We start from the raw sequence: 23,848 nt of genomic DNA on the forward strand, positions 1-23,848 counted from the left end.
CTTTGATGACAGCGGGTTTGTGTGGGAGCCGGCCCGCCGGCGAAAGGCCGCTACTGTTGCAACTTCTCCCCCTTTATACGGCCATCCGAGGACTGCCATGAGCCCCCGCACCCCAAAGAAAAATCGCTCCGTCGCGCCTTCGCGCATTCGCGAAGGCATGCCTTTCCCCCTCGGCGCCACGTGGGACGGCCTGGGGGTCAACTTCGCGCTGTTCTCGGCCAACGCAACCAAGGTCGAACTGTGCCTGTTCGACTCCACCGGCGAGAAAGAGCTCGAGCGCATCGAACTGCCCGAGTACACCGATGAGATCTACCACGGCTACCTGCCCGACGCCCACCCCGGGCTGGTCTACGGCTACCGTGTGTACGGGCCCTACGAGCCGGAGAACGGCCACCGCTTCAATCACCACAAGCTGCTGATCGACCCTTATGCCAAACAGTTGGTCGGTAGCCTGAAGTGGTCCGAGGCCCTGTTCGGCTACACCATTGGTCACCCCGACGGCGACCTGTCGTTCGATGAGCGTGATAGCGCGCCCTTCGTACCCAAATGCAAGGTCATCGACCCGGCATTCACCTGGGGACGCGACCAGCGGGTACAGATCCCATGGGAGCGCACGATCCTGTACGAAGCGCACACCCGCGGCATCAGCATGCGCCACCCCGCCGTGCCGGAAGCCTTGCGCGGCACCTTCGCGGGCCTGGCCAACGACGAGTTGCTCAAGCACATCAAGGACCTGGGCGTGTCGAGCATCGAGCTGCTGCCAATCCATGCCTTTGTCAACGACCAGCACCTGCTCGACAAGGGCCTTAACAATTACTGGGGCTACAACAGCATCGCCTTTTTTGCACCGCACCCACGCTACCTGGCCAGTGGCAAGATCGCCGAGTTCAAGGAAATGGTCGCGCACCTGCACGATGCGGGCCTGGAGGTGATTCTGGATGTGGTCTACAACCACACCGCCGAAGGCAACGAGCGCGGCCCTACCCTCTCCATGCGCGGTATCGACAACGCCTCGTACTATCGGCTGATGCCCGATGACAAACGCTACTACATCAACGACTCCGGCACCGGCAACACCCTCGACCTCAGCCACCCGTGCGTGCTGCAACTGGTGACCGACTCGTTGCGCTACTGGGCCGGCGAAATGCATGTGGACGGTTTCCGCTTCGACCTGGCGACCATTCTTGGCCGTTACCATGACGGCTACAGCGAGCGTCATGGTTTCCTCGTCGCCTGCCGCCAGGACCCGATGCTCAGCCAGGTCAAACTGATCGCCGAGCCTTGGGACTGCGGCCCCGGTGGCTACCAGGTGGGGAACTTCGCCCCAGGCTGGGCTGAATGGAACGACCGTTTTCGCGATACCGTTCGCGCGTTCTGGAAAGGCGACGAGGGCCAGTTGGCCGACTTTGCCTCGCGCATGACCGCCTCCGGTGACATGTTCAACAACCGTGGCCGACGCCCCTACGCCTCCGTCAACTTCGTTACCGCTCATGATGGCTTCACACTGCGCGACCTGGTGTCGTACAACAGCAAGCACAATGAAGACAACGACGAGAACAACCAGGACGGCACCGACAACAACCTGTCATGGAACTGCGGCGCCGAAGGCCCCACTGACGACCCCGAGATCAACGCGCTGCGCATGCGCCAGATGCGCAACTTCTTCGCCACTCTGCTGCTGGCCCAAGGCACGCCGATGATCGTCGCCGGTGACGAATTCAGCCGCACCCAGCACGGCAACAACAACGCCTACTGCCAGGACAGCGAGATCGGCTGGGTCAACTGGGACTTGGACGAGCAAGGCAAGGAGCTGCTGGCCTTTGTCAAACGCCTGACCCGCCTGCGCCTGGCCTACCCGGTGCTACGCCGCTCGCGTTTTCTGGTTGGCGACTACAACGAAGCCATCGGCGTCAAAGATGTCACCTGGTTGGCACCGGACGGCAACGAGATGAGCGTCGAGCAATGGGAAGATCCCCATGGCCGCTGCCTGGGCATGCTGATCGACGGGCGAGCGCAGGTCAGTGGCATCGCCCGGCCAGGCGCGGAGGCAACCGTGCTGCTGATCGTCAACGCCCACCATGACACGGTGCCATTCCTGTTACCGGCTGTGCCTGAAGGCGACTACTGGAGCTGCCTGGTGGACACCGACCGGCCGGAGCTGCGCAAGGGCCAGCACCTGCAGTTCGACAGTACCTTCGAGGTCACCGGGCGCTCATTCCTGCTGATGGTGTTGCAGCACGAGGAGGACTGAACGCAAGCGATGAAGGCCGGTCCTAGGTAATAGTTGCCCCGCCGAACCTGTGGCAACGGGCTGACCCGCGAAGACGTTGGTGACACAACTGGCGTATTCGCGGGCCCTGCCCACTGAGGTGGGGTGGTGTTTTCCCGTCATGGACAAACAGGAGCCAACGTGAAGCTCGAAACCGGCAGTCCAGGTTTCGCCAACGTCAGCCAGGCGCCCGCCGTGCATCGCCTGCGGGTATTGACGGTCAATACCCACAAGGGTTTCACCGCGTTCAACCGGCGCTTCATCCTGCCGGAACTGCGCGAAGCGGTGCGCAGTACCCAGGCCGATATCGTCTTCCTTCAGGAAGTGCTTGGCAGCCACGACCGACACGCCACGCGCTACCCCGGCTGGCCGCAGACCTCGCAATACGAATTTCTTGCCGACAGCATGTGGAGCGACTTCGCCTACGGCCGCAATGCGGTCTACCCCGACGGCCACCACGGTAATGCACTGCTGTCCAAATACCCCATCATCGAGCACCGCAACCTCGACGTGTCGATCACCGGGCCGGAACGTCGGGGCCTGTTGCATTGCATCCTCGATGTACCCGGCAAGCAACAGGTGCATGCGATCTGCGTGCACCTGTCATTGCTTGAAAGCCACCGGCAAAAGCAGCTGCACCTGCTACGACAACTGCTCGATGCGCTGCCCGAGGATGCCCCGGTGATCATTGCCGGTGACTTCAACGACTGGCAACTGCGAGGCAACCGCACCTTGGGCCTGCAGCGCGACCTGCACGAGGCTTTCGAGCGCCATCACGGCCTGCTCGCCCGCACCTACCCTGCCCGCTTGCCCCTGCTGCGCCTGGATCGGATTTACCTGCGCAATGCCGATAGCCATGCGCCGCAGATTCTGGCGCACAAACCTTGGACGCACCTTTCCGACCACTTGCCGCTGGCGGTTGAAGTGCACCTGTAACAATGATTCGGCATAGCAGCCTGGCGGCAAATAGCGAAGCGGGCTATCCCACCGGCATTTGTTCGTGAAATCAACGGGATGATAGCGAATACGCAGGCGCCACCAACCTTTCACGCTTTCTTGACGCAACCCCCGTCCTCTCCTTAGCTGAACAGTATCACTCGCAATAAAACGTTGCGCCGGGCCTCTAGCTCGCGCCTTCGTGCGCGCTCGCGAACGCTGGCGTGCTGGTTTGGGTCGCCCTCTGTTTTTGTCGTACAGCTCGTGACAACAGGCCAGACCTTGGCTGTACAACAAAAACAGAGGAGATCCGCCATGAAAAGAACCTCGAATCCGCTGCGCTTCGATCGTATTTTCTACGCGGTTTCCACGTCGATGCTTCTGGCAACCCCGGTGGAAACCTTCGCGTTCGAATTGCGGGACGACCCCGGCTCGCCCGGCTTCCTGCAGCAATCGGCGGTGCCGCACCTGTCGCTCGACCCCGTCAGCGCCAGTGGCCTGAACCAGGGCATGTTGACGGCGTTTTCCGACAAGATGGGACAACGCCATGGTCAGGCGGTGCCCGACCTGATGGCCAGCCAGTGGACGCAGTTCTTCCCCGGCTCCCCTCGCCCTGGCGCACAAGCACCCGACCAACTGGAAACGCCCAGCCAGCAACTGCTGATTGGCCCGGACCTGTTCGTGCGTGAGACGGGCGACGGTAACGTACACCGCGCCGGGATTTTCGTTGGCCATAACAACTTGCAAAGCAGCTTCAGCGGCACCCGCCCGCTGCTGGGCGACAAGCAGCGCAATGCGGTCAACCTCAGCGGCGAGAGCTTGGGCGTGTATTGGAGCATGACCCATGAACAGGGTTGGCACCTCGATGCCGTGGCGATGGGCTCGCGAATCGATGTGATGGGCCGCGGCGACAGCGGCAAGCGCCTGGATGACTCCGGCCACGCGATGACCTTTTCCGTTGAGGGTGGCTACCCGATCCGCCTGGGCGGCAGTTGGGTGATCGAACCCCAGGCCCAGTTGATCAACCAGCAGTTCTTCCCGGGCAACCAGGTGCAGGCTGACACCTTGAAAGCCTTCGACAGCCAGCCCAGCTGGAGTGGGCGCGTGGGTGCCAAGCTGTCCGGACGCTACGAAGTGCGAGGGATGCCCATCGAGCCCTATGTACGGACCAACGTCTGGTACGACTTCAGCAACGCCGACGAGGTCAAGCTGGACCAGGTCGACAAGATCTCAAGTTCGCGCTATTCGACCACGGTGGAATTGGGGTTGGGCCTGGTGGCACGGGTGACGCCTTCGGTGGCGTTGTTTGTCAGTGCCGATTACAGCAGCGATGTGGATGACAATGACTTGAATGGGTTGATCGGTAGCCTGGGTGTACGGATGCGCTGGTGAGCCCGTTCCGGCCGCTTCGCGGGCTGCCCTGCAAAGCGGCCGGGCCAGACTACCCATCAGGCCGGCTTCATCACCAGCACCCCGAGCGGCGGCAGGTTCAGGGCCAGCGACAGCGGCTGGCCATGGCTGGCAACCTGCTCGCTCTCCACCGCCCCCAGGTTGCCCACATTGGACCCGGCATACAGCCCGGCGTCACTGTTGAGCAGTTCCTGCCAGCGCTCGCCGAACGGCACACCGATCCGGTACCCCTCACGCGGCACCGGGGTGAAGTTGGCCACCACCAGCAGCGGTTCGCCCTGGCTGCTCCAGCGCAGCCAGGCGTACACGCAGTTGTGCGCGTCATCGCCAATCAACCACTGGAAGCCCTGGGGCTGGCAATCCTGCTCGTGCAAGGCTGGCAGCTCGCGATACAGGCGGTTGAGGTCACTCACCAGGCGCTGCACGCCTTGGTGCTCAGGGTATTGCAACAGGTACCAGTCCAACTGCTGATCATGGTTCCACTCACGCCACTGGCCGAATTCACAACCCATGAATAGCAGCTTCTTGCCGGGGTGGGTCCACATGAACGTCAGGTAAGCACGCAGGTTGGCAAACTTCTGCCAGCGGTCACCCGGCATTTTGTCGATCAGCGAATGCTTGCCATGCACCACTTCATCGTGGGAAATCGGCAGGATGAAATGTTCGGAGTAGGCGTAGATCAGGCCGAAACTCATTTCATTGTGGTGGTAGGTACGGTGGATGGGGTCGTTCTGGATGTAATGCAGGGTGTCGTGCATCCAGCCCATGTTCCATTTGTAGGCAAAGCCCAGGCCCCCTTGCTGGGTCGGCTGGCTGACGCCGGGCCACGCCGTGGACTCTTCGGCGATGATCAGTGCGCCAGGGGCTTCGAGTGCCGCCACGCCGTTGAGGTGGCGGATGAAGTCAATGGCCTCCAGGTTCTCGCGCCCGCCGTGGCGGTTGGGCACCCATTCGCCCGCCTTTCGTGAATAATCGCGATACAGCATCGAGGCCACCGCATCGACACGCAGGCCGTCGATATGGAAGTGCTTGAGCCAGTGCAGCGCCGAGGCCAGCATGAAGCCACGCACTTCATTGCGGCCCAGGTTGTAGATCAGCGTGTTCCAGTCCTGGTGAAAGCCCTCCAGGGGGTTGTCGTATTCGTACAACGCCGTGCCGTCAAAGCGCGCCAGGCCATGTTCATCGGTGGGGAAATGCGCCGGCACCCAGTCGAGGATCACACCGATGCCGCCTTGGTGGCAGGCATCGATGAACGCTGCGAAATCTTCTGCCGTGCCATAGCGCGAGGTGGGTGCGAACAGCGACAAAGGCTGGTAGCCCCAAGAGCCCCCGAACGGATGTTCCATGATCGGAAGCAGCTCGATGTGGGTAAAGTTGAGCTGTTGCACGTATGGCACCAGGCGTTCGGCCAGTTCACGCCAGTTGTAGAAACGCGACACTTCGCCCAGGTCATCCAGCTCGCACTGCCAGGAACCGGCGTGCAGCTCGTAGATTGACAGCGGCGCGCTGTAGGCGTGGCGCTGCGCGCGCTGCTCCATCCATTCATGGTCCTGCCAGGGGTGGCTGAGCTCGGCGGCCACCTTCGACGCGGTGCTGGGCGGCAGTTCGGTGGCGCGGGCCAGCGGGTCGGCCTTGAGCGGCAGCACGCCTTCCTTGCCCAGCACTTCGAACTTGTAGGTTTCGCCGACCCCTAGGCGAGGGATGAACAGCTCCCATACACCCGCACCATGGCGCAGGCGCATCGGGTGGCGGCGGCCGTCCCAGTTGTTGAAGTCGCCGACCACTGAAACCCGCCGCGCATTCGGCGCCCACACCGAGAAACATACACCGTCGACGCCATCGACCTGAGTCGGTTGCGCACCAAAGCGCCCGGACAGGTCACGGTGGTTGCCTTCGGCGAACAGGTGCAGGTCAACGTCACCTAGCTGCGGGCCGAAGCTGTACGGGTCCTCGGTGACCTGCTCGCCACCGGCCCAGCCGATGTGCAGCAGGTACGGCTGTGCGTCATCCAGGCGCGCCGTGAACAGGCCCGGCAGGCTGCCTTGGACCATTTCCGCGAGCACGCGGCCATCATGGCGGGAAAGGATCCGGGCGCTCAGGGCCGTGGGCAGGAACGCCCGCACCCACACGCCGCCCGCGCCATCGTCATGGGGGCCAAGTACGGCAAAAGGATCAGCGTGCTCGGCGCGGGCAAGGGCATCGAGCTCCCGCTGCCGAAGGCCACCGTTATCACGCGTGGTTGCATTCATCTATGACTCTCCCCAGGTACTGATCAGGCCATGCAGGCCATGCAAAGGCACGGCCAGCCAGCTCGGACGGTTTTCGGCTTCGTAAGTGATCTCGTAGGCAGCCTTTTCCAGGCAGAACAGCTCCAGTGCCGCGCGCTCGCCCTCGGCCTGTTGCCAGGCGTGGGGCATCGCGGCGGTGGCCAGGCCATAGGCTTCGACGAAGGCGTGGCGGGACTGGTGCAGGTACTGCCGGGCGACCCGCTGACGAGCCTGCCGCGCCGCCTCGCAGAGGTCTACCGTCGAGGCGCTGCGCAGGACCATGGCAGCAGCATAGTCGAAGGAGCGCAGCACGCCGCTGACATCCTTGTACGGGCTGTGCTTGGCCCGGCGCTCGTCCAGCGGGCGCGAGGGTTCACCCTCGAAATCAATCAGGTAGGCATCGCCCTGCACGACCAGCACCTGGCCCAGGTGCAGGTCGCCATGCACGCGCATCAACAGGCCGCCCTGGGCCAGGCCGGCGAGGTTGGCGATGTGCTGGGTGAGGCCGTCGCGTTGCTGCTGCAGGTCGTCGACCAGGGCCTGGCTGTCGCCGTCGAGGTGGTCGCGGTGCTGTACCAGCAGATCAAGGGCATGGTTGAGCTCGGCGCTGATCTGCCGGCTCCAGCGTTCGCTGTCCTCGTGATCGCTGGGCCGCGGCTGGAAGGCCGCATCCTCGGTGGGCGCGGCCAGCAACAGGTGCATTTCGCCCAGGCGCTGGCCGAGCAAGGCGGCAAAGCCGTTGAGTTCGGCCAGGGCATCGGTGTGTGCCTCGGTATCACTGCTGGACGGCTCCATCTCATCACGGATGGCGCGCTCCAGCGTGTTCTGGGTCCAGGCCCAGGCATCGCCCTGGTTGCTCAGGTAGCCCTGGGCGATCATCAGCAGGTGCGGGGCGTTGGCCTCGTCCACGCGGCTGACCCACGCCAGCAACGGCGAGATATTGGCAAAACCGGCAGCGGTAAGGTAGGCGCTCATCTCCAGTTCTGGGTGGATGCCTGGGTTGACCCGGCGGATCAGCTTGAGTACCAGGCGGTCGCCGACCACCACCGAGCTGTTGGATTGCTCGGCGCTCAGGTAGCGCACGGTGCTGTCCTGCGTGAGCTCAAGGCCAGCCAATTGCCCGGTGCAGGCGAAGCGCAATTCGCCCTGGGCGTTGCCGCACGGCAGGCGCATGCCGTCCTGGCAGGCGCGCAGCACGGCGCGGATGAACGGCTCAAGCACGAAGGCATCGGTGATCAGGCCAACCTGCCGGCCACGCCGCACCCTGGAAAGCGCAAGTTGTTGCGGCAGGGCACTGGCGATCTGGTCTTCAGGCAAGAACCCGAACGGCAATTGGTACTGGTTGGCCACACCCTCGCTGAGCACTTCGATTTCGCTGAGCAGCACCGGTGTGGTGGCGGTGTTCAAGCGGACGCCATAACGCAGACGCACCTGGTCGATCGGCCCTTCCTTGCCGGCGAACCAGCGCCGCTTGGGCAGGTACTGCGGCAGGACCGCCTCTTGCAGGGTATCGCGCGAAGGCGCTTCGAGCAGCTCCTCCATACGTTTGCGTAGCACCAATGTAGTCAATTCCGGCAACCCCTCAGTAGGTTGAACGTGCCAGCTGGGCATGCGGTCATGGGACGCCAGCAGGAACCAGTAGAAGGCATAGGGCGGCAAGGTCAGCAGAAACGGCAACTGGCCGATCGGCGGGAAGGCGCTGCCACCGAGCATCTCCACCGGCACCTTGTCGGCGTATTGCGACAGGTCGAGCTCGGCGGCTTGCGCGGCCCGGGAAACGTTGGCGACGCAGAGGATGACTTCGCTGTTGCCTTCGGCGTCGGTGTACTCGCGGATGTACGCCAGGATGCGCCGGTTGCTGGGCGTGAGGGTGCGCAGGCTGCCGCGGCCGAAGGCTTTCTGCTGGTTGCGCACCGCCAGCAGGCGGCGGTTCCAGTTGAGCAGCGAATGGGGGTCGTGGGACTGGGCCTCGACGTTGACCGTCTGGTAGCCGTACAACGGGTCCATGATCGGTGGCAGCACCAGGCGCTGCGGGTCGGCCTTGGAGAAGCCGCCATTGCGGTCGGGTGACCACTGCATGGGGGTGCGCACGCCGTCGCGGTCACCCAGGTAGATGTTGTCACCCATGCCCAGTTCATCCCCGTAATACAGGGTGGGCGTGCCGGGCATCGACAGCAGCAAACTGGTGAGCAGCTCTATACGCCGGCGATCGCGCTGCAGCAATGGCGCCAGGCGCCGGCGGATGCCGAGGTTGATGCGCGCGCGGCGGTCTTCGGCGTAGTAGTTCCACAGGTAGTCGCGTTCGCGGTCGGTGACCATCTCCAAGGTCAGCTCATCATGGTTGCGCAGGAAGATCGCCCACTGACAGTTGGCGGGAATTTCCGGGGTCTGGCGCAGGATGTCGGTGATCGGAAAGCGGTCTTCCATGGCCAGGGCCATGTACATGCGCGGCATCAACGGGAAGTGGAAGGCCATGTGGCACTCGTCGCCGGCGCCCTCGCCAAAGTAGGGGCGAGTGTCTTCGGGCCACTGGTTGGCCTCGGCCAGCAGCATGCGATCGGGGTAGTTGGCGTCGATCTCGGCGCGAATGGCCTTGAGCACCTTGTGGGTCTCGGGCAGGTTCTCGTTGTTGGTGCCGTCACGCTCGATCAGGTACGGGATGGCATCCAGGCGTAGGCCGTCGACGCCAAGGTCGAGCCAGAAGCGCATGACCCCGATCACCGCCTTGAGCACCTGCGGGTTGTCGAAGTTCAGGTCTGGCTGGTGCGAGTAGAAACGGTGCCAGAAGTACTGCCCGGCCACCGGGTCCCAGGTCCAGTTGGACTTCTCGGTATCGAGGAAAATGATCCGCGTGCCGTCGTATTTCTGGTCGTTGTCGGACCACACATAGAAGTCCCGGGCCTTGCTGCCACGCTTGGCATGGCGGGCGCGCTGGAACCAGGGGTGCTGGTCGGAAGTGTGGTTGATGACCAGCTCGGTGATCACCCGCAAGCCCCGCCTGTGCGCTTCGCCGATGAAACGCCTGGCGTCCGCCATGGTGCCGTAATCGGGGTGCACGGCCTTGTACTCGGCGATGTCATAGCCATCGTCACGTCGCGGTGAGGGGTAGAACGGCAACAGCCAGAGGGTATTCACGCCCAGGTCGGCGATATAGTCGAGCTTGCTGATCAACCCTGCAAAGTCGCCGATGCCGTCGTTGTTGGCATCGAAAAACGACTTGATGTGCAACTGATAGATCACGGCGTCCTTGTACCACAGCGGGTCGTCGATGAAGGCTGCCGGGCGTGAACGCTTGGCCATGGGTGACTCCTTTCAATTCTGCAAAAACCGTGGAGACTCATGTGGCTACTTTGCAGCCCATTCGCGGGGCAAGCCCGCTCCTACAACGAGAGCATTCATCCTTTGGGTGGGAGCGGGCTTGCCCCGCGAATGGGGCGCGCAGCGGCCCCTAGCCGGACTTCTCGATACGCCAGATGCCAAACGGCTGATGCCACGGCTCGATACGCATCCATTGGGTCTTGCCATGCCAGGTCCAGCGGTGCCCGTTCATCAGGTCCTCGCCTAGCGTGTCGGCATCGTCATCCAGCCCAAGCTCCCACAGCGGCAGCTCGAAGCTCGCTTCCTGGGCGTTGTGCGGGTCGAGGCTGATCGCCACGAGGATGTAATTGTCGCGCTCGGGCGTGCGCTTGGCGAAGTACAGGATGTTGTCGTTCCAGCAGTTGAAGAACGCCACGCCGAGATGGGTCTGCAAGGCGCGGTTCTGCCGGCGGATGCGGTTGAGCTGGGCGATCTCGGCGATGATGTTGCCGGGCTGGGTGAAGTCGCGCGGGCGGATCTCGTACTTCTCCGAGTCCATGTACTCCTCCTTGCCCGGCAGCGGCGTGGCCTCGCACAGCTCGAAGCCCGAATACATGCCCCACAAGCCAGACCCCATGGTCGCCAGCGCGGCGCGGATCAGAAAACCGGCACGCCCCGAGGTGTGCAGGAAGAACGGGTTGATGTCCGGCGTATTGACGAAGAAATTCGGCCGGTAGCACTGGCTCCACGGCGGCTGGTTGAGCTGCTCGAAGTACTCGCGCAGTTCCTGCTTGGTATTGCGCCAGGTGAAGTACGTGTAGCTCTGCGCGTACCCAACCTTGCCCAGGCGTGCCATCATCGCAGGCTTGGTGAACGCCTCGGCGAGGAAAATCACCTCAGGGTACTGGGCACGCACATTGGCGATGAGCCATTGCCAGAATGGCAGCGGCTTGGTGTGCGGGTTGTCGACGCGGAAAGTGTTCACCCCCTCCTCGACCCACCCCACCACCACGTCGCGCAGGGCCAGCCATAGCGAGGGCACGGCCTCGGCGGCATAGAAATCGACGTTGACGATGTCCTGGTACTTTTTGGGCGGGTTCTCTGCGTAGCGGATGGTGCCGTCGGGGCGCCAGCTGAACCAGCCGGGGTGCTCCTTGAGCCACGGGTGGTCCTGGGAGCACTGGATGGCGAAGTCCAGGGCGATTTCCAGACCATGCTCGGCGGCAGCCGCGACCAGCCGGCGGAAATCCTCGCGGCTGCCCAACTCAGGGTGAATGGCGTCGTGTCCGCCTTCGGAGCTGCCAATGGCATAGGGACTGCCCGGATCGTTGGGCTCGGCCTGCAAGGCATTGTTACGGCCTTTGCGGTGCGTCCTGCCGATCGGATGAATGGGCGGGAAATACAGCACGTCAAAACCCATGTCGCGGATCATCGCCAGCCGCTCATGAACGTCGTTGAACGTGCCGTGGCGCTGGGGGCTGTCGGTGATCGAGCGGGGGAACAGCTCGTACCAACTGGCAAACTGCGCTGCCGGACGGTCAACGTCGACCGGGAATTCGACACTGCGGGTAAGGTAGCTGCGGTGTTCGGCTTCGGTCATCAGGCGCGTGGCGTCCGGGCCTAGCAACAAGGCCACCTGTTCGTCCACTGGCAGGTTCGGCAGGTGTGCCTGAAGCGCGCCGATCTGGTCGCGCAACACCCCTTCGCTGCGCTCGGCACCCTTGCCAAGCAGCAACCTGCCCTCCTCCAATTCGAGCGTGACGTCGACGCCGGCGTGGTACTTCTTCTCCAGGTCATGGCAATAGGTGGCGAACGGGTCGATCCAGGCCTCGACGCTAAACAGGTGCAGGCCCAGTTCCGTAGGCGTGAATTCAGCCAGCCACAGGTCGTTTCCCGGCGAATGCATGGGCACGCAATGCCAGCCTTGGCGCTTGGCCGGGCGCCAGTTGAGCATGACCGCCAGGCGGTCGTGCCCGTCGCTGTATACCTTGCTGCTGACGGCAACCGGCTGGCCACTGATGGCCTTGGCGGCAAAGGTGCCGCCGTCCAGTACCGGGGTGCTGTCTTCGATCACGATACGCGGCGCCAGCAGCGCCTGGGACAGGCTGATAGCCTGGTCCGGGTGATCGTTGGCCATCGGTACGCTTTCGAAGGGCTCGTTACGCGACATCGGTCCTGGCTCCCGGTTGGCATTGGCGGTAAGGATTCAGAGCGGCGGAGCTGGCGAGGGGTTCAAAAAAATTGAGCGAATGGCGCAGCCACCGAATCAAAGCTGCACCACCCCTTCATTCACCCCCGCGAGGTCAGGCCATGAACATTCCCATTCCACCGGAAACTCCCGATCCCAACATCGACGACCCTAGCTTGCCGCCACCTGTGCCGGAAGAAGAACCGGACGAACTGCCGATCAAGCCGACCGTACCGCCAACGGTGGGGGACCCACCGAGTGATGAACCGCCGGTGAAGGTCTGAGGTTCGGGCGCAACTGAGGGGCCTTATCGTCGGCAAGCCGGCGAGAGGGCCCGTCAATTCGCAGACAGTTCCTCCACACTGATCTCGCGCATGCGAAATTTCTGTACCTTGCCAGTTACCGTCATCGGGAACTCCTCGACGAAGCGAAAATGTCGGGGCACCTTGTAATGCGCGATGCGCGCCTTGCACCAGTCGTGCAACTCTTCGACCGTGGCGCTGTGCCCTGGGTGCAACTTGATCCAGGCCACCACCTCTTCCCCGTACCGGCTGCAGGGAATACCGACCACCTGCGCGTCCGCTACCGCCGGGTGAGTGTAGAAGAACTCCTCCAGCTCCCGTGGATAGATGTTCTCCCCACCGCGGATGATCATGTCCTTGTTGCGCCCGACGATGCGCACATGGCCGTGCGCGTCCATCACCGCCAGGTCGCCCGAATGCATCCACCCGGCCGGGTCGATGGCGTCTGCCGTGGCCTGCGGATTGTCCCAGTAGCCGAGCATCACGCTGTAACCACGGGTGCACAATTCGCCGATTTGGCCCCTGGGCACGATGCAGCCGTCGGCGTCCACCAATTTGTTTTCCAGCTGCGGCTGGGTGCGGCCGACGGTGGTCACGCGCAGCTCCAGGTCATCGTCCGGGCCGGTCTGCAGTGACACGGGGCTGGTTTCGGTCATGCCGTAGGCGATCTGCACTTCAGCCATGTGCATCTGGTCGATGACCCGGCGCATCACCTCGATCGGGCAGGTGGCACCGGCCATGATGCCGCTACGCAGGGTCGACAGGTCCATGCCTTGGCGGGCCGGATGGTCGAGCATTGCAATGAACATGGTCGGCACGCCGTACAGGATGCTGGCACGCTCCTCGGCCACGGCGCGCAGGGTGAGCTCGGCGTCGAAGGCGTCGTTGGGGTAGATCATGGTGCTGCCGTGGGTGATGCAGCCGAGGTTGGCCATGACCATGCCGAAGCAGTGGTACAGCGGTACCGGGATCACCATGCGGTCATGTGCGGTCAGGCCCAGGCTCTCGCCGACCATGAAGCCATTATTGAGAATGTTGTAATGGCTGAGCGTGGCCCCCTTGGGCGCCCCGGTGGTGCCGGAGGTGTACTGGATGTTCACCGGCTGGTCGAATTGCAGGCTTTGCTGGCGGGCAGTGCAGGCATCGGTCGAGGTCTGCCCTGCCCGCTCGGCCAATGCGTGCCAGGGCAGGAAGCCGGCAGGCGGGTTGGCGGCCAGGCTGATCACGCCGCGCAAGTCCGGCAGGCGCTCACTGGCCAGTTCACCTGGCGTGGCGCAGGCCAACTCTGGCACCAGTTCCTGGACCATGGCGTGGTAGTCAGATGTCTTGAAGGCATCGGCACACACCAGCCAGCGGCAGCCGGACTGACGCAACACATAGTCCAATTCGCCCACGCGATAGGCCGGGTTGATGTTGACCAGGATGGCGCCGACCTTGGCGCTGGCCAACTGCAAAATGCACCACTGGGCGCAGTTGGGCGACCAGATGCCGACACGGTCGCCGGTGTTCACGCCTAGGGCCATAAGCGCGCGGGCATGCACTTCGACCTGTTCGGCCAACTGCCGCCAGCTATAGCGCAGGCCTTGGTGGCGCGACACCAGCGCCTCGCCATCGGCACAGCGGGCCACCGTGGCATCGAACGCCTGGCCGATGGTCTGGGTCAGTAAGGCTCGGTCCTGGCGACCGCGGGTGTAGCTAGGTTGACTCATGGGTGTCCCTTCTTGTGGTTGTTCTGGGCACGGCTGAAGCAAGCGCAATTACTCTGGCGCAGATTTACGTTTACGTAAAGGTGATGAGCAGATTGACAGTGACCGAATGCAGGTTTACGTTAACGTAAAGGTGAAAACGGCACTACACTTCGCCCCTGTGGGAGCGGGCTTGCCCCGCGAAAGCGATCGTTCAGGCAATGACGGTCGCCCTGCCGACGCATTCGCGGGGCAAGCCCGCTCCCACAGGTGATGAGGTACGAACCGACGGTGCCATCCATATTTCAAGAACAAGAAGGTGCCCCCGCATGCATTACCCCTCCCTGAACTTCGCCCTGGGCGAAACCATCGACATGCTCCGTGACCAGGTGCGCACCTTTGTCGCTGCCGAACTGGCACCACGCGCCGCACAGATCGACCACGACAACCTGTTCCCCGCCGACATGTGGCGCAAGTTCGGCGACATGGGCCTGCTGGGCATCACCGTATCGGAAGAATACGGCGGCGCGGGCCTGGGTTACTTGGCCCACGTGGTGTCGATGGAAGAGATCAGCCGCGGCTCGGCGTCGGTGGCCCTGTCCTATGGCGCCCACTCCAACCTGTGCGTCAACCAGATCAACCGCAACGGTAGCCATGAACAGAAGCTCAAGTACCTGCCCAAGCTGATCAGCGGCGAGCACATCGGCGCCCTGGCCATGAGCGAACCCAATGCCGGCTCCGACGTAGTGTCGATGAAGCTGCGCGCCGAAAAGCGCGGCGACCACTACGTGCTCAATGGCAGCAAGACCTGGATCACCAACGGGCCCGACGCCAACACCTACGTGATCTACGCCAAGACCGACCTGGACAAGGGCGCCCATGGCATCACGGCGTTCATCGTCGAACGCGACTGGAAAGGTTTCAGCCGCAGCAACAAGTTCGACAAGCTGGGCATGCGCGGCTCCAACACCTGCGAGCTGTTCTTCGATGACGTCGAAGTGCCGCAGGAAAACATCCTCGGCCAGCTCAATGGCGGCGTGCGTGTGCTGATGAGCGGCCTGGACTACGAGCGCGTGGTGCTCTCCGGCGGCCCCACCGGCATCATGCAAAGCTGCATGGACCTGGTGGTGCCCTATATTCACGACCGCAAGCAGTTCGGCCAAAGCATCGGCGAGTTCCAGCTGATCCAGGGCAAGATTGCCGACATGTACACCCAGCTCAACGCCAGCCGCGCCTATCTGTACGCCGTGGCCCAGGCCTGTGACCGTGGCGAGACCACGCGCAAGGACGCGGCCGGGGTCATCCTCTACACCGCCGAACGCGCCACGCAAATGGCCCTGGAGGCGATCCAGATTCTCGGTGGCAACGGCTACATCAACGAGTTCCCGGCCGGCCGCCTGCTGCGCGACGCCAAACTCTACGAGATCGGCGCCGGCACCAGCGAAATCCGCCGGATGCTGATCGGCCGCGAACTGTTCAACGAAACCCGCTGAGCACAAGGGACGGGCGCACATGGCTACCTTGCATACACAGATCAACCCGCGTTCGGCGCAATACGCCGGCAACAGCGCGGCCATGCTCGAACAGGTCCAGGCCCTGCGTGGCCTGATCGCCCACATTGCCCAGGGCGGCGGCTCCAAGGCCCAGGAACGGCACACCTCGCGCGGCAAGCTGCTGCCGCGTGAACGTATCGACCGCTTGCTCGACCCTGGGTCGGCGTTTCTCGAGATCGGCCAGTTGGCGGCCCACGAGGTGTATGGCGAAGACGTACCCGCCGCTGGCGTGATCGCCGGCATTGGCCGCGTCGAGGGCGTGGAATGCATGATTGTGGCCAACGACGCCACGGTCAAAGGCGGCTCCTACTACCCGCTCACCGTGAAAAAACACCTGCGTGCGCAGACCATCGCCCTGCAGAACCGCCTGCCATGCATCTACCTGGTGGACTCCGGTGGCGCCAACCTGCCGCGCCAGGATGAGGTTTTCCCCGACCGCGAGCACTTCGGGCGAATCTTCTTCAACCAGGCCAACATGAGCGCGCTGGGCATCCCGCAGATTGCGGTGGTCATGGGTTCCTGCACTGCCGGGGGCGCCTATGTACCGGCCATGGCCGACGAAGCAATCATGGTGCGCCAGCAGGCCACCATTTTCCTTGCCGGCCCGCCCCTGGTGAAGGCCGCCACCGGTGAGGTGGTGAGCGCTGAAGACCTCGGTGGTGCCGACGTGCATTGCCGCACCAGCGGCGTGGCCGACCACTATGCCGACAACGACGAGCACGCCCTGGCCCTGGCCCGGCGCAGCGTGGCCAACCTCAACTGGCACAAGCTGGGCACGCTGCAGCGCCAGGCACCGGTGGCACCGCTGTATGGCGCCGAAGAGCTGTATGGCGTCGTGCCGGCCGACGCCAAGCAACCGTTCGATGTGCGCGAGGTGATTGCGCGCCTGGTCGACGGGTCGGTGCTCGACGAGTTCAAGGCACTGTTCGGCACCACGCTGGTGTGCGGCTTTGCCCACCTGCACGGCTACCCGGTCGCGATCCTGGCCAACAACGGCATCCTTTTCGCCGAGGCCGCGCAAAAAGGCGCGCACTTCATCGAGCTGGCCTGCCAACGCGGCATTCCGCTGCTGTTCCTGCAAAACATCACCGGCTTCATGGTCGGCAAGAAGTACGAGGAAGGTGGCATCGCCAAGCACGGTGCCAAACTGGTCACTGCGGTGGCCTGCGCCCAGGTGCCGAAGTTCACGGTAATCATCGGTGGCAGCTTTGGCGCCGGTAACTATGGGATGTGCGGTCGCGCCTACGACCCGCGCTTCTTGTGGATGTGGCCCAACGCACGGATTGGCGTGATGGGCGCCGAACAGGCCGCCGGGGTGCTGGCGCAGGTCAAACGCGAGCAGAGCGAACGCAGTGGCCAGGCGTTCAGTGCCGAGGATGAAGCCAAGCTCAAGCAGCCGATCCTTGATCAGTACGAACACCAGGGCCACCCCTACTACTCTAGCGCCCGGCTGTGGGACGACGGTGTCATCGACCCGGCGCAGACGCGCGACGTGCTTGGCCTGGCATTGTCTGCCGCGTTGAACGCGCCCATCGAACAGAGCCGCTTCGGCATTTTCCGGATGTGACCATGAGCGATTTCAACACCCTCGAAGTGATCCGCGACCCGCGCGGTTTCGCCACCCTGTGGCTGAGCCGCGAGGACAAGAACAACGCCTTCAACGCACAGATGATCCGCGAGTTGATCGTTGCCCTCGACCAGTTGGCCGAAGACGCCGGCCTGCGCTTCCTGGTGCTGCGCGGCCGGGGCCGGCATTTCAGCGCTGGCGCAGACCTGGCCTGGATGCAGCAATCGGCACAACTGGACTTCAACACCAACCTGGATGACGCCCATGAACTGGGCGAGCTGATGTACGCCCTGCACCGCCTCAAGGCACCGACCCTGGCCGTGGTGCAGGGCGCGGCCTTTGGCGGTGCCCTGGGGTTGATCAGTTGCTGCGACATGGCCATTGGTGCCGAGGATGCACAACTGTGCCTGTCGGAAGTGCGGATCGGCCTGGCACCGGCGGTGATCAGCCCCTTCGTGGTCAAGGCCATTGGCGAGCGTGCCACCCGCCGTTACGCCTTGACCGCCGAGCGTTTCAGCGGCGTGCGCGCTCGCGAGCTGGGTTTGCTGGCCCAGGTGTACCCGGCCAGTGAACTGGACGCACAGGTCGAGGCCTGGGTGGACAACCTGCTGCTCAACAGTCCGCAAGCGCTCCGCGCCACCAAGGACCTGCTGCGCGAGGTGGACGACGGCGAACTCAGCCCAGCCCTGCGCCGCTACTGCGAAAACACCATTGCCCGCATCCGCGTCAGCGCCGAAGGCCAGGAAGGCCTACGCGCCTTCCTGGAAAAACGCCGGCCTGCCTGGCAAACCGAGCACAAGAAGGAGCCGCGCCCATGAGCCGCCCCACACTGACCACCTTGCTGGTCGCCAACCGCGGCGAAATCGCCTGCCGGGTAATGCGCACCGCCAAGGCCCTGGGCCTGACCACTGTGGCCGTACACAGCGCCATCGACCGTGATGCCCGCCACACCCGTGAAGCGGATATTCGCATCGACCTGGGCGGCAGCAAGGCGTCTGAAAGCTACCTGGTGATCGACAAGCTGCTCGCGGCGGCCAAGGCCAGCGGTGCCCAGGCGATCCACCCCGGCTATGGTTTTCTTTCCGAAAACGCAGGCTTTGCCCGCGCCATCGAAGACGCCGGGCTGATCTTCCTCGGCCCGCCGGCCAGTGCCATCGACGCCATGGGCGCCAAATCGGCAGCCAAGGCACTGATGGAAGCGGCAGGGGTGCCGCTGGTACCGGGATACCACGGCGAAGCCCAGGACCTTGAGACCTTCCGTGCCGCCGCCGAGCAAATCGGCTACCCCGTGCTGCTCAAGGCCAGCGCTGGCGGTGGCGGCAAAGGCATGAAAGTGGTCGAGGACGAGAGCCAACTGGCCGATGCCCTCGCCTCGGCGCAGCGTGAAGCCCAGTCGTCGTTCGGCGATGCACGGATGCTGGTGGAAAAGTACGTGCTCAAGCCCCGCCATGTGGAGATTCAGGTATTCGCCGACCAGCACGGCAACTGCCTGTACCTCAACGAACGTGACTGCTCGATCCAGCGTCGTCACCAGAAAGTCGTCGAGGAAGCGCCTGCGCCAGGGCTTAGTGCCGAGCTGCGCCAGGCCATGGGCGAGGCTGCAGTGCGTGCCGCGCAAGCCATCGGTTATGTGGGTGCCGGTACCGTGGAGTTTCTGCTCGACGCACGTGGCGAATTCTTCTTCATGGAGATGAACACGCGCCTGCAGGTGGAGCACCCGGTCACCGAAGCCATCACCGGCCTCGACCTGGTGGCCTGGCAGATCCGCGTTGCCTGCGGCGAACCGCTACCGATCACCCAAGCGCAGGTGCCGCTGCACGGCCATGCCATCGAGGTACGCCTGTACGCCGAAGACCCGGCCAATGACTTCCTGCCGGCCACCGGCACCCTGGCGCTGTACCGCGAATCGGCACTTGGCGAAGGTCGCCGGGTGGACAGCGGGGTCAGTGAAGCAGACGAGGTTTCGCCCTTCTACGATCCCATGCTGGGCAAGCTCATCGCCTGGGGCGAGAACCGCGAACAAGCACGCCTGCGGTTGCTGGCAATGCTGGACGAGTTCGCCATCGGCGGGCTGAAAACCAACATCGCCTTCCTGCGCCGCATTCTCGCCCACCCGGCGTTCGCCGCGGCCGAGCTGGATACTGGGTTCATCCCACGTCATCACGCGGTTTTGCTACCGGCCCCGCAACCTCTGCCAGTGGCCTTCTGGGAGGCGGCCGCTGAGGCCTGGTTGCAGGGCCAGGCACCGTACCAGCGCGAGGACGACCGCCACTCACCCTGGGCCGCGTGCGATGGCCTGCGCCTGGGGCTGCCGGCGCGCAGCAGCCTGCACCTGCTCAGTGGCGGCGAACGCCGGGCGGTTGCCCTTGAACGCAGCGCGGCGTCCACCTGGCGGCTGGACGGTGAACAGTTGGGTCATGACAACAACGGCATGCGCCAGCGTTATCTGGCTGTGCGCCGGGGTGGCACGCTGTTCCTGCGCTGGGACGGGGAAATGCATGCCATCACGGCGTTCGACCCCATCGCCGAAGCCGAGGCCGGTCACAGCCATCAAGGTGGGCTTGGCGCGCCCATGAACGGCAGCATCGTCCGCGTGCTGGTCGAGCCGGGGCAAGTGGTAGAGGCGGGTACTGCCCTGGTGGTGCTGGAGGCCATGAAAATGGAGCACAGTATTCGCGCGCCCCAGGGGGGAACAGTGAAGGCGCTGTTCTGTCATGAGGGGGAAATGGTCAGCGAAGGGACAGTGCTGGTCGAGCTCGCCGAATGATCTGAACCGGGGCCGCTTAGCGGCCCCTGCCCTCTAAAAGACGCCGTGCGCCCGCACGACCACGCCCAGAAACTCACACCCTTCTTCACACACCAGCGCCGGATAACTGCTGTTAAGCGCCTTCAGGTACCGCTGCCCGCCCTCTTCGGCGAGCTCGCGCAGAATCGCTGACTTGCCTGGCTGACGCGCAATCACCAAGCGCCCAGGCTCCGCCTCCAGCCCTGGGTCCACCAGAATGCGCATCCCCTGCGGCACGCTACGGCCACTGGCGGTGCTCATCGCATCGTTTTCTACGGTCAGCCAGAACGCCTTGCCCTGCGCCAAGTACTCGGTCTGCTCGAACAGCACGGGCGGATCAAGCTCTGGCTCGGCCAAGGCGTCCCAGCCACGCACCGGGTAACGGAAGCACACGATGTATTGCATCAGGTCTACATCATCGTCTTCATCCAGTAGGTAGCGGCCAGTGTCCTCACCTACCTGGCCGAGCACCCTCAGTTGCATGCTGACGTGGTAATGCGGCATGCCCAATTCGACGAATACCCGGTTCATCGACTCGACCTTTGGCTGTCGCCGCTTGTTCACCCAGTGCCCGACACTGCCCTGGGAGACCCCGACGCGTTCGGCGAGCTGCTCCTGGGAGATATCGAGTTCCTCCATCCGCTCACGGACGAGGGCAATCCATTTATCCATATTCATCGCTGGCACGATACGGACTGCCTTCGAGCGCTCAATAAACATTCAGTATTATTTATCAGAAAGCGAAAAAATACTTTAGGTATTAGTATCACTCAGGACCTTTCCCCTATTGGCATTCGCAGGTATCAGGATGAAACCACCGAAAAACGACGTAACAGATCTCGACAGCGAAGCGGCCCGTCGCGCCCTCGACTATTACCTCAACCCCAACCCGACCCGTCCTAGCGAACACAACAAAATCTGGACCCTGCACGAGGGGGTCACCGCCGAACAAGCGCAGGAACATGCCATCGCACTGCTGCGCTGTGCTGCCGCCACTGCCCAGGAAACGGCCCTTCATCAGGAAGGCACCACCCGTGAACTGACCTTCGCACTGATGCACATGATGGACATGGCCAGGGCGCTGCTGGAGCACCGGCGCTCCGTGGATAGCGGCTTGTAGGCAAGAAACAGGTAGGGAGAACGTGATGGCCAGAACGGCAAATGCCCCGATTGCCGGGACAAGGAAGCGCTCCGGTAAAACTTTTTTACCGGATAACTGAAAATTCATTTGACTGGCAAATGATAACGATTATTATTGCACTCAGCTGATCGCGAGATCCGCTGGATAACCTGGAGCTTAGGTCGCTCTCAGATTATCTCCTCATCAGGCTAATCACGGTTTTTGACCCGGCTTTTTGCCGGGTCATTTTTTTTGGCTCTTCAGGCTAATGAAGATCGTTGATGGCCGCGATGATAGCAAAAGTGTGTCAGGGCGTGAACGCTCATTACAAAACTTTGCGGATTCAGCACTTGAGAATCAATCTCGTTTCGCCTACTCTGGTTCCGCATCAAGGAAGATGCCCCCACCTTCCCCTCGAGCAAGGAGCTGTCCATGACCCGTCTGCTGCTGCCCCTTGAACACCCAACGCCTTCTTCCGGCCATGCGGCCGAGGATGCTCTGCTGCATGGGCTCAAACGCCTCCCTCGTCGTGTTCAGCAAGTCTTCCTGCTCAACCGCCTCGACCAGCTGGATTTCGCCAGCATTGCCAGCCGCCTCGACCTGCCTTTAGTGAGCATCGAACGCAACATGAACCAAGCGCTGCAAACGGCATGCCCCCATGGCGATGCCCTGGCCAGCGTTGCCGGGCAATGGTATGTGCGGCTACAAAGCCCTGATGCAACCGCCTGTGAACGCATCGATTTCCGCCGCTGGCTCGATGCCGACCCCGCCCACCTGCAAGCCTTCCATGACACCGAGCTGCGCTGGCGCAGCCTGCTGGCACCGGCGCGCGAGCTCGGCCAGGATGGCTGGTACCGGCAAGGGCGCGCGGCGCTTTCGTTGGGTGGGTGCTCGATTGCGGTTGGGTTGGGTGTTGCTGCGCTGTTGCTGATTGGTTATTGGGCGTAGGCCCGTGACAAGATCCTCAGCCTCTATTAACAGGAGTAAGAGGCATAAGCATAATTATCGAAGGAAAAGTTAAAGCTACGCGTAGGGATTTTCTTCAAAAATCCTTTATTTAACGATTTTTCCCACAATACAGGGGTGCTCGATTTGCGAGGCCTTCACACCCCAACCCAAGAGCAGGTCATCAGCACAAGAGCGTTCTTCCAGGCCATCAAGGGGTGTACAGTACCCCCACAATAAAGCCCAAGGAGCCTCGCCAATGACCGTGACGCTTTCCCCCCTGCAGATCGACTACGCCTTTGATTCCGGCAACATTCAGGTCCTGGATGCCAGCAACCCGGCGCTGGTCCACCTGGCCATCCGCCCGGACACTCACAGCGGCCACTTCCAGTGGTTCCACTTCAAGGTCAGCGGCCTCACCCCCGGTCACACCCATCGCTTCAGCCTGGACAACGCCAGCGAGTCCTCCTACAAGAACGCCTGGGCCGGCTATAACGCCGTGGCCTCCTACGACCAGCACACTTGGTTCCGCGTGCCCAGCCAGTTCGATGGCAAGGCACTGGCCTTTGAAATCAAGGCCGAGCACGAGCAGATCTGGTTCGCCTACTTCGAGCCCTACCCGCGCGCACGCCACAACCAGTTGATCGAACGTGCCCGGCAAATCGAAGGGGTCGAACTGTTGGCCCATGGCCGCAGCGTGCAAGGCCGCGACATCCCCCTGCTGCGCGCAGGCAACGGCAGCGCGGGCAAGCGCAAGCTGTGGCTGATCGCCCAGCAGCACCCGGGCGAGCACATGGCCGAGTGGTTCATGGAGGGTGTGATCGATCGGCTGCAAGCGAATGATGACGTCGTTCAGCAACTGCTGGCCAAGGCCGACCTGTACCTGATCCCCAACATGAACCCCGATGGCGCCTTCCTCGGCCACCTGCGGACCAATTTCAACGGCAAAGACCTCAACCGAGCTTGGCAGGATGCCAGTGTCGAGCTGACCCCTGAGGTGTTCTTTGCCCAGGCGCAGATGAAGCAATATGGGGTGGATGCATTTATCGACGTGCATGGGGATGAGGAAATCCCGCATGTGTTCACTGCGGCCTGCGAAGGCAACCCTGGGTACACGCCGCGACTGGCCAAGCTGGAGGCGCAGTTTCGCGCTACGTTGTGCAGCGTTACGCCGGATTTCCAGACCAAGCATGGCTACACACGTGATGAACCGGGGCAGGCCAATACGACGCTGGCGTGCAATGCGGTAGGGATGGCGTACGACTGCTTGTCCCTGACCCTGGAAATGCCCTTCAAGGACCATGACGATGCGCCCAACCCGGTTACCGGCTGGTCGGGTAAGCGGTCGAAGGCGTTGGCGGGGGCGGTGCTGGAAACCTTGCTGAAGATCGCTGACGATTTGCGCTGATCGGTGCCGGCCTCTTCGCGGGCATACGACCGAAGATGCCCTTTACACCGTAAACCGGGCGCGTGGTTTATACCTTCGAGGCTTTTACGCGGTTTTCACCCTGTTCAAGCCTCCCC

General features: G+C 63.0%; 16 protein-coding genes. 11 read left to right on the forward strand and 5 right to left on the reverse strand.

Going from position 1 to position 23,848, the window contains the following annotated elements; all coding sequences use genetic code 11:
- The first annotated feature begins 97 nt into the window (after positions 1 to 97).
- The 3 genes from glgX to APH34_RS14255 all read left to right on the forward strand — a co-directional run bounded on the left by glgX (position 98) and on the right by APH34_RS14255 (position 4,597).
- On the forward strand, positions 98 to 2,251 hold the full coding sequence (glgX, locus tag APH34_RS14245) for a glycogen debranching protein GlgX (protein ID WP_054901674.1): 2,154 nt from the start codon (positions 98 to 100) through the stop codon (positions 2,249 to 2,251).
- A gap of 159 nt (positions 2,252 to 2,410) precedes the next feature.
- On the forward strand, positions 2,411 to 3,205 hold the full coding sequence (locus APH34_RS14250) for an endonuclease/exonuclease/phosphatase family protein (RefSeq protein WP_054901675.1): 795 nt from the start codon (positions 2,411 to 2,413) through the stop codon (positions 3,203 to 3,205).
- A gap of 315 nt (positions 3,206 to 3,520) precedes the next feature.
- On the forward strand, positions 3,521 to 4,597 hold the full coding sequence (locus tag APH34_RS14255; protein ID WP_054901676.1) for an autotransporter outer membrane beta-barrel domain-containing protein: 1,077 nt from the start codon (positions 3,521 to 3,523) through the stop codon (positions 4,595 to 4,597).
- A 56-nt stretch (positions 4,598 to 4,653) separates the two neighbouring features.
- On the opposite strand, the gene glgB is transcribed toward APH34_RS14255, so the two are convergent.
- From glgB to APH34_RS14270, 3 genes are all read right to left on the reverse strand, one after another.
- The gene (glgB, locus tag APH34_RS14260) at positions 4,654 to 6,864 is read right to left on the reverse strand and encodes a 1,4-alpha-glucan branching protein GlgB (protein WP_054901677.1); all 2,211 of its coding nucleotides are present in this window, start codon (positions 6,862 to 6,864) and stop codon (positions 4,654 to 4,656) included.
- On the reverse strand, positions 6,865 to 10,182 hold the full coding sequence (gene treS, locus APH34_RS14265; RefSeq protein ID WP_054901678.1) for a maltose alpha-D-glucosyltransferase: 3,318 nt from the start codon (positions 10,180 to 10,182) through the stop codon (positions 6,865 to 6,867).
- 148 nt (positions 10,183 to 10,330) lie between these two features.
- Positions 10,331 to 12,349 (reverse strand): alpha-1,4-glucan--maltose-1-phosphate maltosyltransferase, encoded by a 2,019-nt coding sequence (locus APH34_RS14270; protein ID WP_054901679.1) that lies wholly within the window; start codon positions 12,347 to 12,349, stop codon positions 10,331 to 10,333.
- A 140-nt stretch (positions 12,350 to 12,489) separates the two neighbouring features.
- Between APH34_RS14270 and APH34_RS29555 the strand changes: the two genes are divergently transcribed.
- Positions 12,490 to 12,651 carry a hypothetical protein gene (locus tag APH34_RS29555; RefSeq protein WP_176513714.1) on the forward strand — a complete coding sequence of 54 codons (162 nt, stop codon included), beginning with the start codon at positions 12,490 to 12,492 and terminating at the stop codon, positions 12,649 to 12,651.
- Between the two features lie 53 nt (positions 12,652 to 12,704).
- Here the strand turns inward: APH34_RS29555 and APH34_RS14275 are convergent, their stop codons facing one another.
- Positions 12,705 to 14,378: an AMP-binding protein gene (locus tag APH34_RS14275; RefSeq protein ID WP_054901680.1), complete on the reverse strand. Its 1,674-nt coding sequence runs from the start codon at positions 14,376 to 14,378 to the stop codon at positions 12,705 to 12,707.
- Between the two features lie 305 nt (positions 14,379 to 14,683).
- Here APH34_RS14275 and APH34_RS14280 point away from each other — a divergent pair, with 305 nt between their 5' ends.
- Genes APH34_RS14280 through APH34_RS14295 form a run of 4 tightly spaced genes read left to right on the forward strand, consistent with a single transcriptional unit; the run spans position 14,684 to position 20,241 of the window.
- The gene (locus tag APH34_RS14280; RefSeq protein WP_054901681.1) at positions 14,684 to 15,847 is read left to right on the forward strand and encodes an isovaleryl-CoA dehydrogenase; all 1,164 of its coding nucleotides are present in this window, start codon (positions 14,684 to 14,686) and stop codon (positions 15,845 to 15,847) included.
- Between the two features lie 19 nt (positions 15,848 to 15,866).
- On the forward strand, positions 15,867 to 17,474 hold the full coding sequence (locus tag APH34_RS14285; protein WP_054901682.1) for a carboxyl transferase domain-containing protein: 1,608 nt from the start codon (positions 15,867 to 15,869) through the stop codon (positions 17,472 to 17,474).
- A gap of 2 nt (positions 17,475 to 17,476) precedes the next feature.
- Positions 17,477 to 18,292 (forward strand): gamma-carboxygeranoyl-CoA hydratase, encoded by an 816-nt coding sequence (locus tag APH34_RS14290; protein ID WP_054901683.1) that lies wholly within the window; start codon positions 17,477 to 17,479, stop codon positions 18,290 to 18,292.
- Positions 18,289 to 20,241, forward strand: coding sequence for an acetyl/propionyl/methylcrotonyl-CoA carboxylase subunit alpha (locus tag APH34_RS14295; RefSeq protein ID WP_054901684.1), 1,953 nt, complete (start codon positions 18,289 to 18,291; stop codon positions 20,239 to 20,241). Before APH34_RS14290 ends, APH34_RS14295 begins: the two co-directional genes overlap by 4 nt.
- 33 nt (positions 20,242 to 20,274) lie before the next feature.
- Here the strand turns inward: APH34_RS14295 and APH34_RS14300 are convergent, their stop codons facing one another.
- Positions 20,275 to 20,979: a LexA family transcriptional regulator gene (locus APH34_RS14300; protein WP_054901685.1), complete on the reverse strand. Its 705-nt coding sequence runs from the start codon at positions 20,977 to 20,979 to the stop codon at positions 20,275 to 20,277.
- An 88-nt stretch (positions 20,980 to 21,067) separates the two neighbouring features.
- On the opposite strand from APH34_RS14300, the gene APH34_RS14305 reads away from it, so the two are divergent.
- The 3 genes from APH34_RS14305 (at position 21,068) to APH34_RS14315 (ending at position 23,732) form a co-directional block, all read left to right on the forward strand.
- Positions 21,068 to 21,379 carry a DUF6124 family protein gene (locus APH34_RS14305; protein WP_054901686.1) on the forward strand — a complete coding sequence of 104 codons (312 nt, stop codon included), beginning with the start codon at positions 21,068 to 21,070 and terminating at the stop codon, positions 21,377 to 21,379.
- Between the two features lie 432 nt (positions 21,380 to 21,811).
- Positions 21,812 to 22,327, forward strand: a complete 516-nt coding sequence (locus APH34_RS14310) for a DUF4880 domain-containing protein (RefSeq protein WP_054901687.1) — start codon at positions 21,812 to 21,814, stop codon at positions 22,325 to 22,327.
- Between the two features lie 256 nt (positions 22,328 to 22,583).
- Positions 22,584 to 23,732 carry a M14-type cytosolic carboxypeptidase gene (locus APH34_RS14315; protein WP_054901688.1) on the forward strand — a complete coding sequence of 383 codons (1,149 nt, stop codon included), beginning with the start codon at positions 22,584 to 22,586 and terminating at the stop codon, positions 23,730 to 23,732.
- The last annotated feature ends 116 nt before the right edge of the window (positions 23,733 to 23,848 follow it).

The organism is Pseudomonas sp. NBRC 111131 (assembly GCF_001320525.1).
GTDB lineage: Bacteria > Pseudomonadota > Gammaproteobacteria > Pseudomonadales > Pseudomonadaceae > Aquipseudomonas > Aquipseudomonas ceruminis.

What these genes read in the sequence shown, in the direction of transcription:
- glgX (WP_054901674.1), top strand. Translation starts at nt 98, where the DNA reads ATGAGCCCCCGCACCCCAAAGAAAAATCGCTCCGTCGCGCCTTCGCGC.
- APH34_RS14255 (WP_054901676.1), top strand. Translation starts at nt 3,521, where the DNA reads ATGAAAAGAACCTCGAATCCGCTGCGCTTCGATCGTATTTTCTACGCG.
- glgB (WP_054901677.1), bottom strand. Translation starts at nt 6,864, where the DNA reads ATGAATGCAACCACGCGTGATAACGGTGGCCTTCGGCAGCGGGAGCTC.
- treS (WP_054901678.1), bottom strand. Translation starts at nt 10,182, where the DNA reads ATGGCCAAGCGTTCACGCCCGGCAGCCTTCATCGACGACCCGCTGTGG.
- APH34_RS14270 (WP_054901679.1), bottom strand. Translation starts at nt 12,349, where the DNA reads ATGTCGCGTAACGAGCCCTTCGAAAGCGTACCGATGGCCAACGATCAC.
- APH34_RS29555 (WP_176513714.1), top strand. Translation starts at nt 12,490, where the DNA reads ATGAACATTCCCATTCCACCGGAAACTCCCGATCCCAACATCGACGAC.
- APH34_RS14275 (WP_054901680.1), bottom strand. Translation starts at nt 14,378, where the DNA reads ATGAGTCAACCTAGCTACACCCGCGGTCGCCAGGACCGAGCCTTACTG.
- APH34_RS14280 (WP_054901681.1), top strand. Translation starts at nt 14,684, where the DNA reads ATGCATTACCCCTCCCTGAACTTCGCCCTGGGCGAAACCATCGACATG.
- APH34_RS14285 (WP_054901682.1), top strand. Translation starts at nt 15,867, where the DNA reads ATGGCTACCTTGCATACACAGATCAACCCGCGTTCGGCGCAATACGCC.
- APH34_RS14290 (WP_054901683.1), top strand. Translation starts at nt 17,477, where the DNA reads ATGAGCGATTTCAACACCCTCGAAGTGATCCGCGACCCGCGCGGTTTC.
- APH34_RS14295 (WP_054901684.1), top strand. Translation starts at nt 18,289, where the DNA reads ATGAGCCGCCCCACACTGACCACCTTGCTGGTCGCCAACCGCGGCGAA.
- APH34_RS14300 (WP_054901685.1), bottom strand. Translation starts at nt 20,979, where the DNA reads ATGTTTATTGAGCGCTCGAAGGCAGTCCGTATCGTGCCAGCGATGAAT.
- APH34_RS14305 (WP_054901686.1), top strand. Translation starts at nt 21,068, where the DNA reads ATGAAACCACCGAAAAACGACGTAACAGATCTCGACAGCGAAGCGGCC.
- APH34_RS14310 (WP_054901687.1), top strand. Translation starts at nt 21,812, where the DNA reads ATGACCCGTCTGCTGCTGCCCCTTGAACACCCAACGCCTTCTTCCGGC.
- APH34_RS14315 (WP_054901688.1), top strand. Translation starts at nt 22,584, where the DNA reads ATGACCGTGACGCTTTCCCCCCTGCAGATCGACTACGCCTTTGATTCC.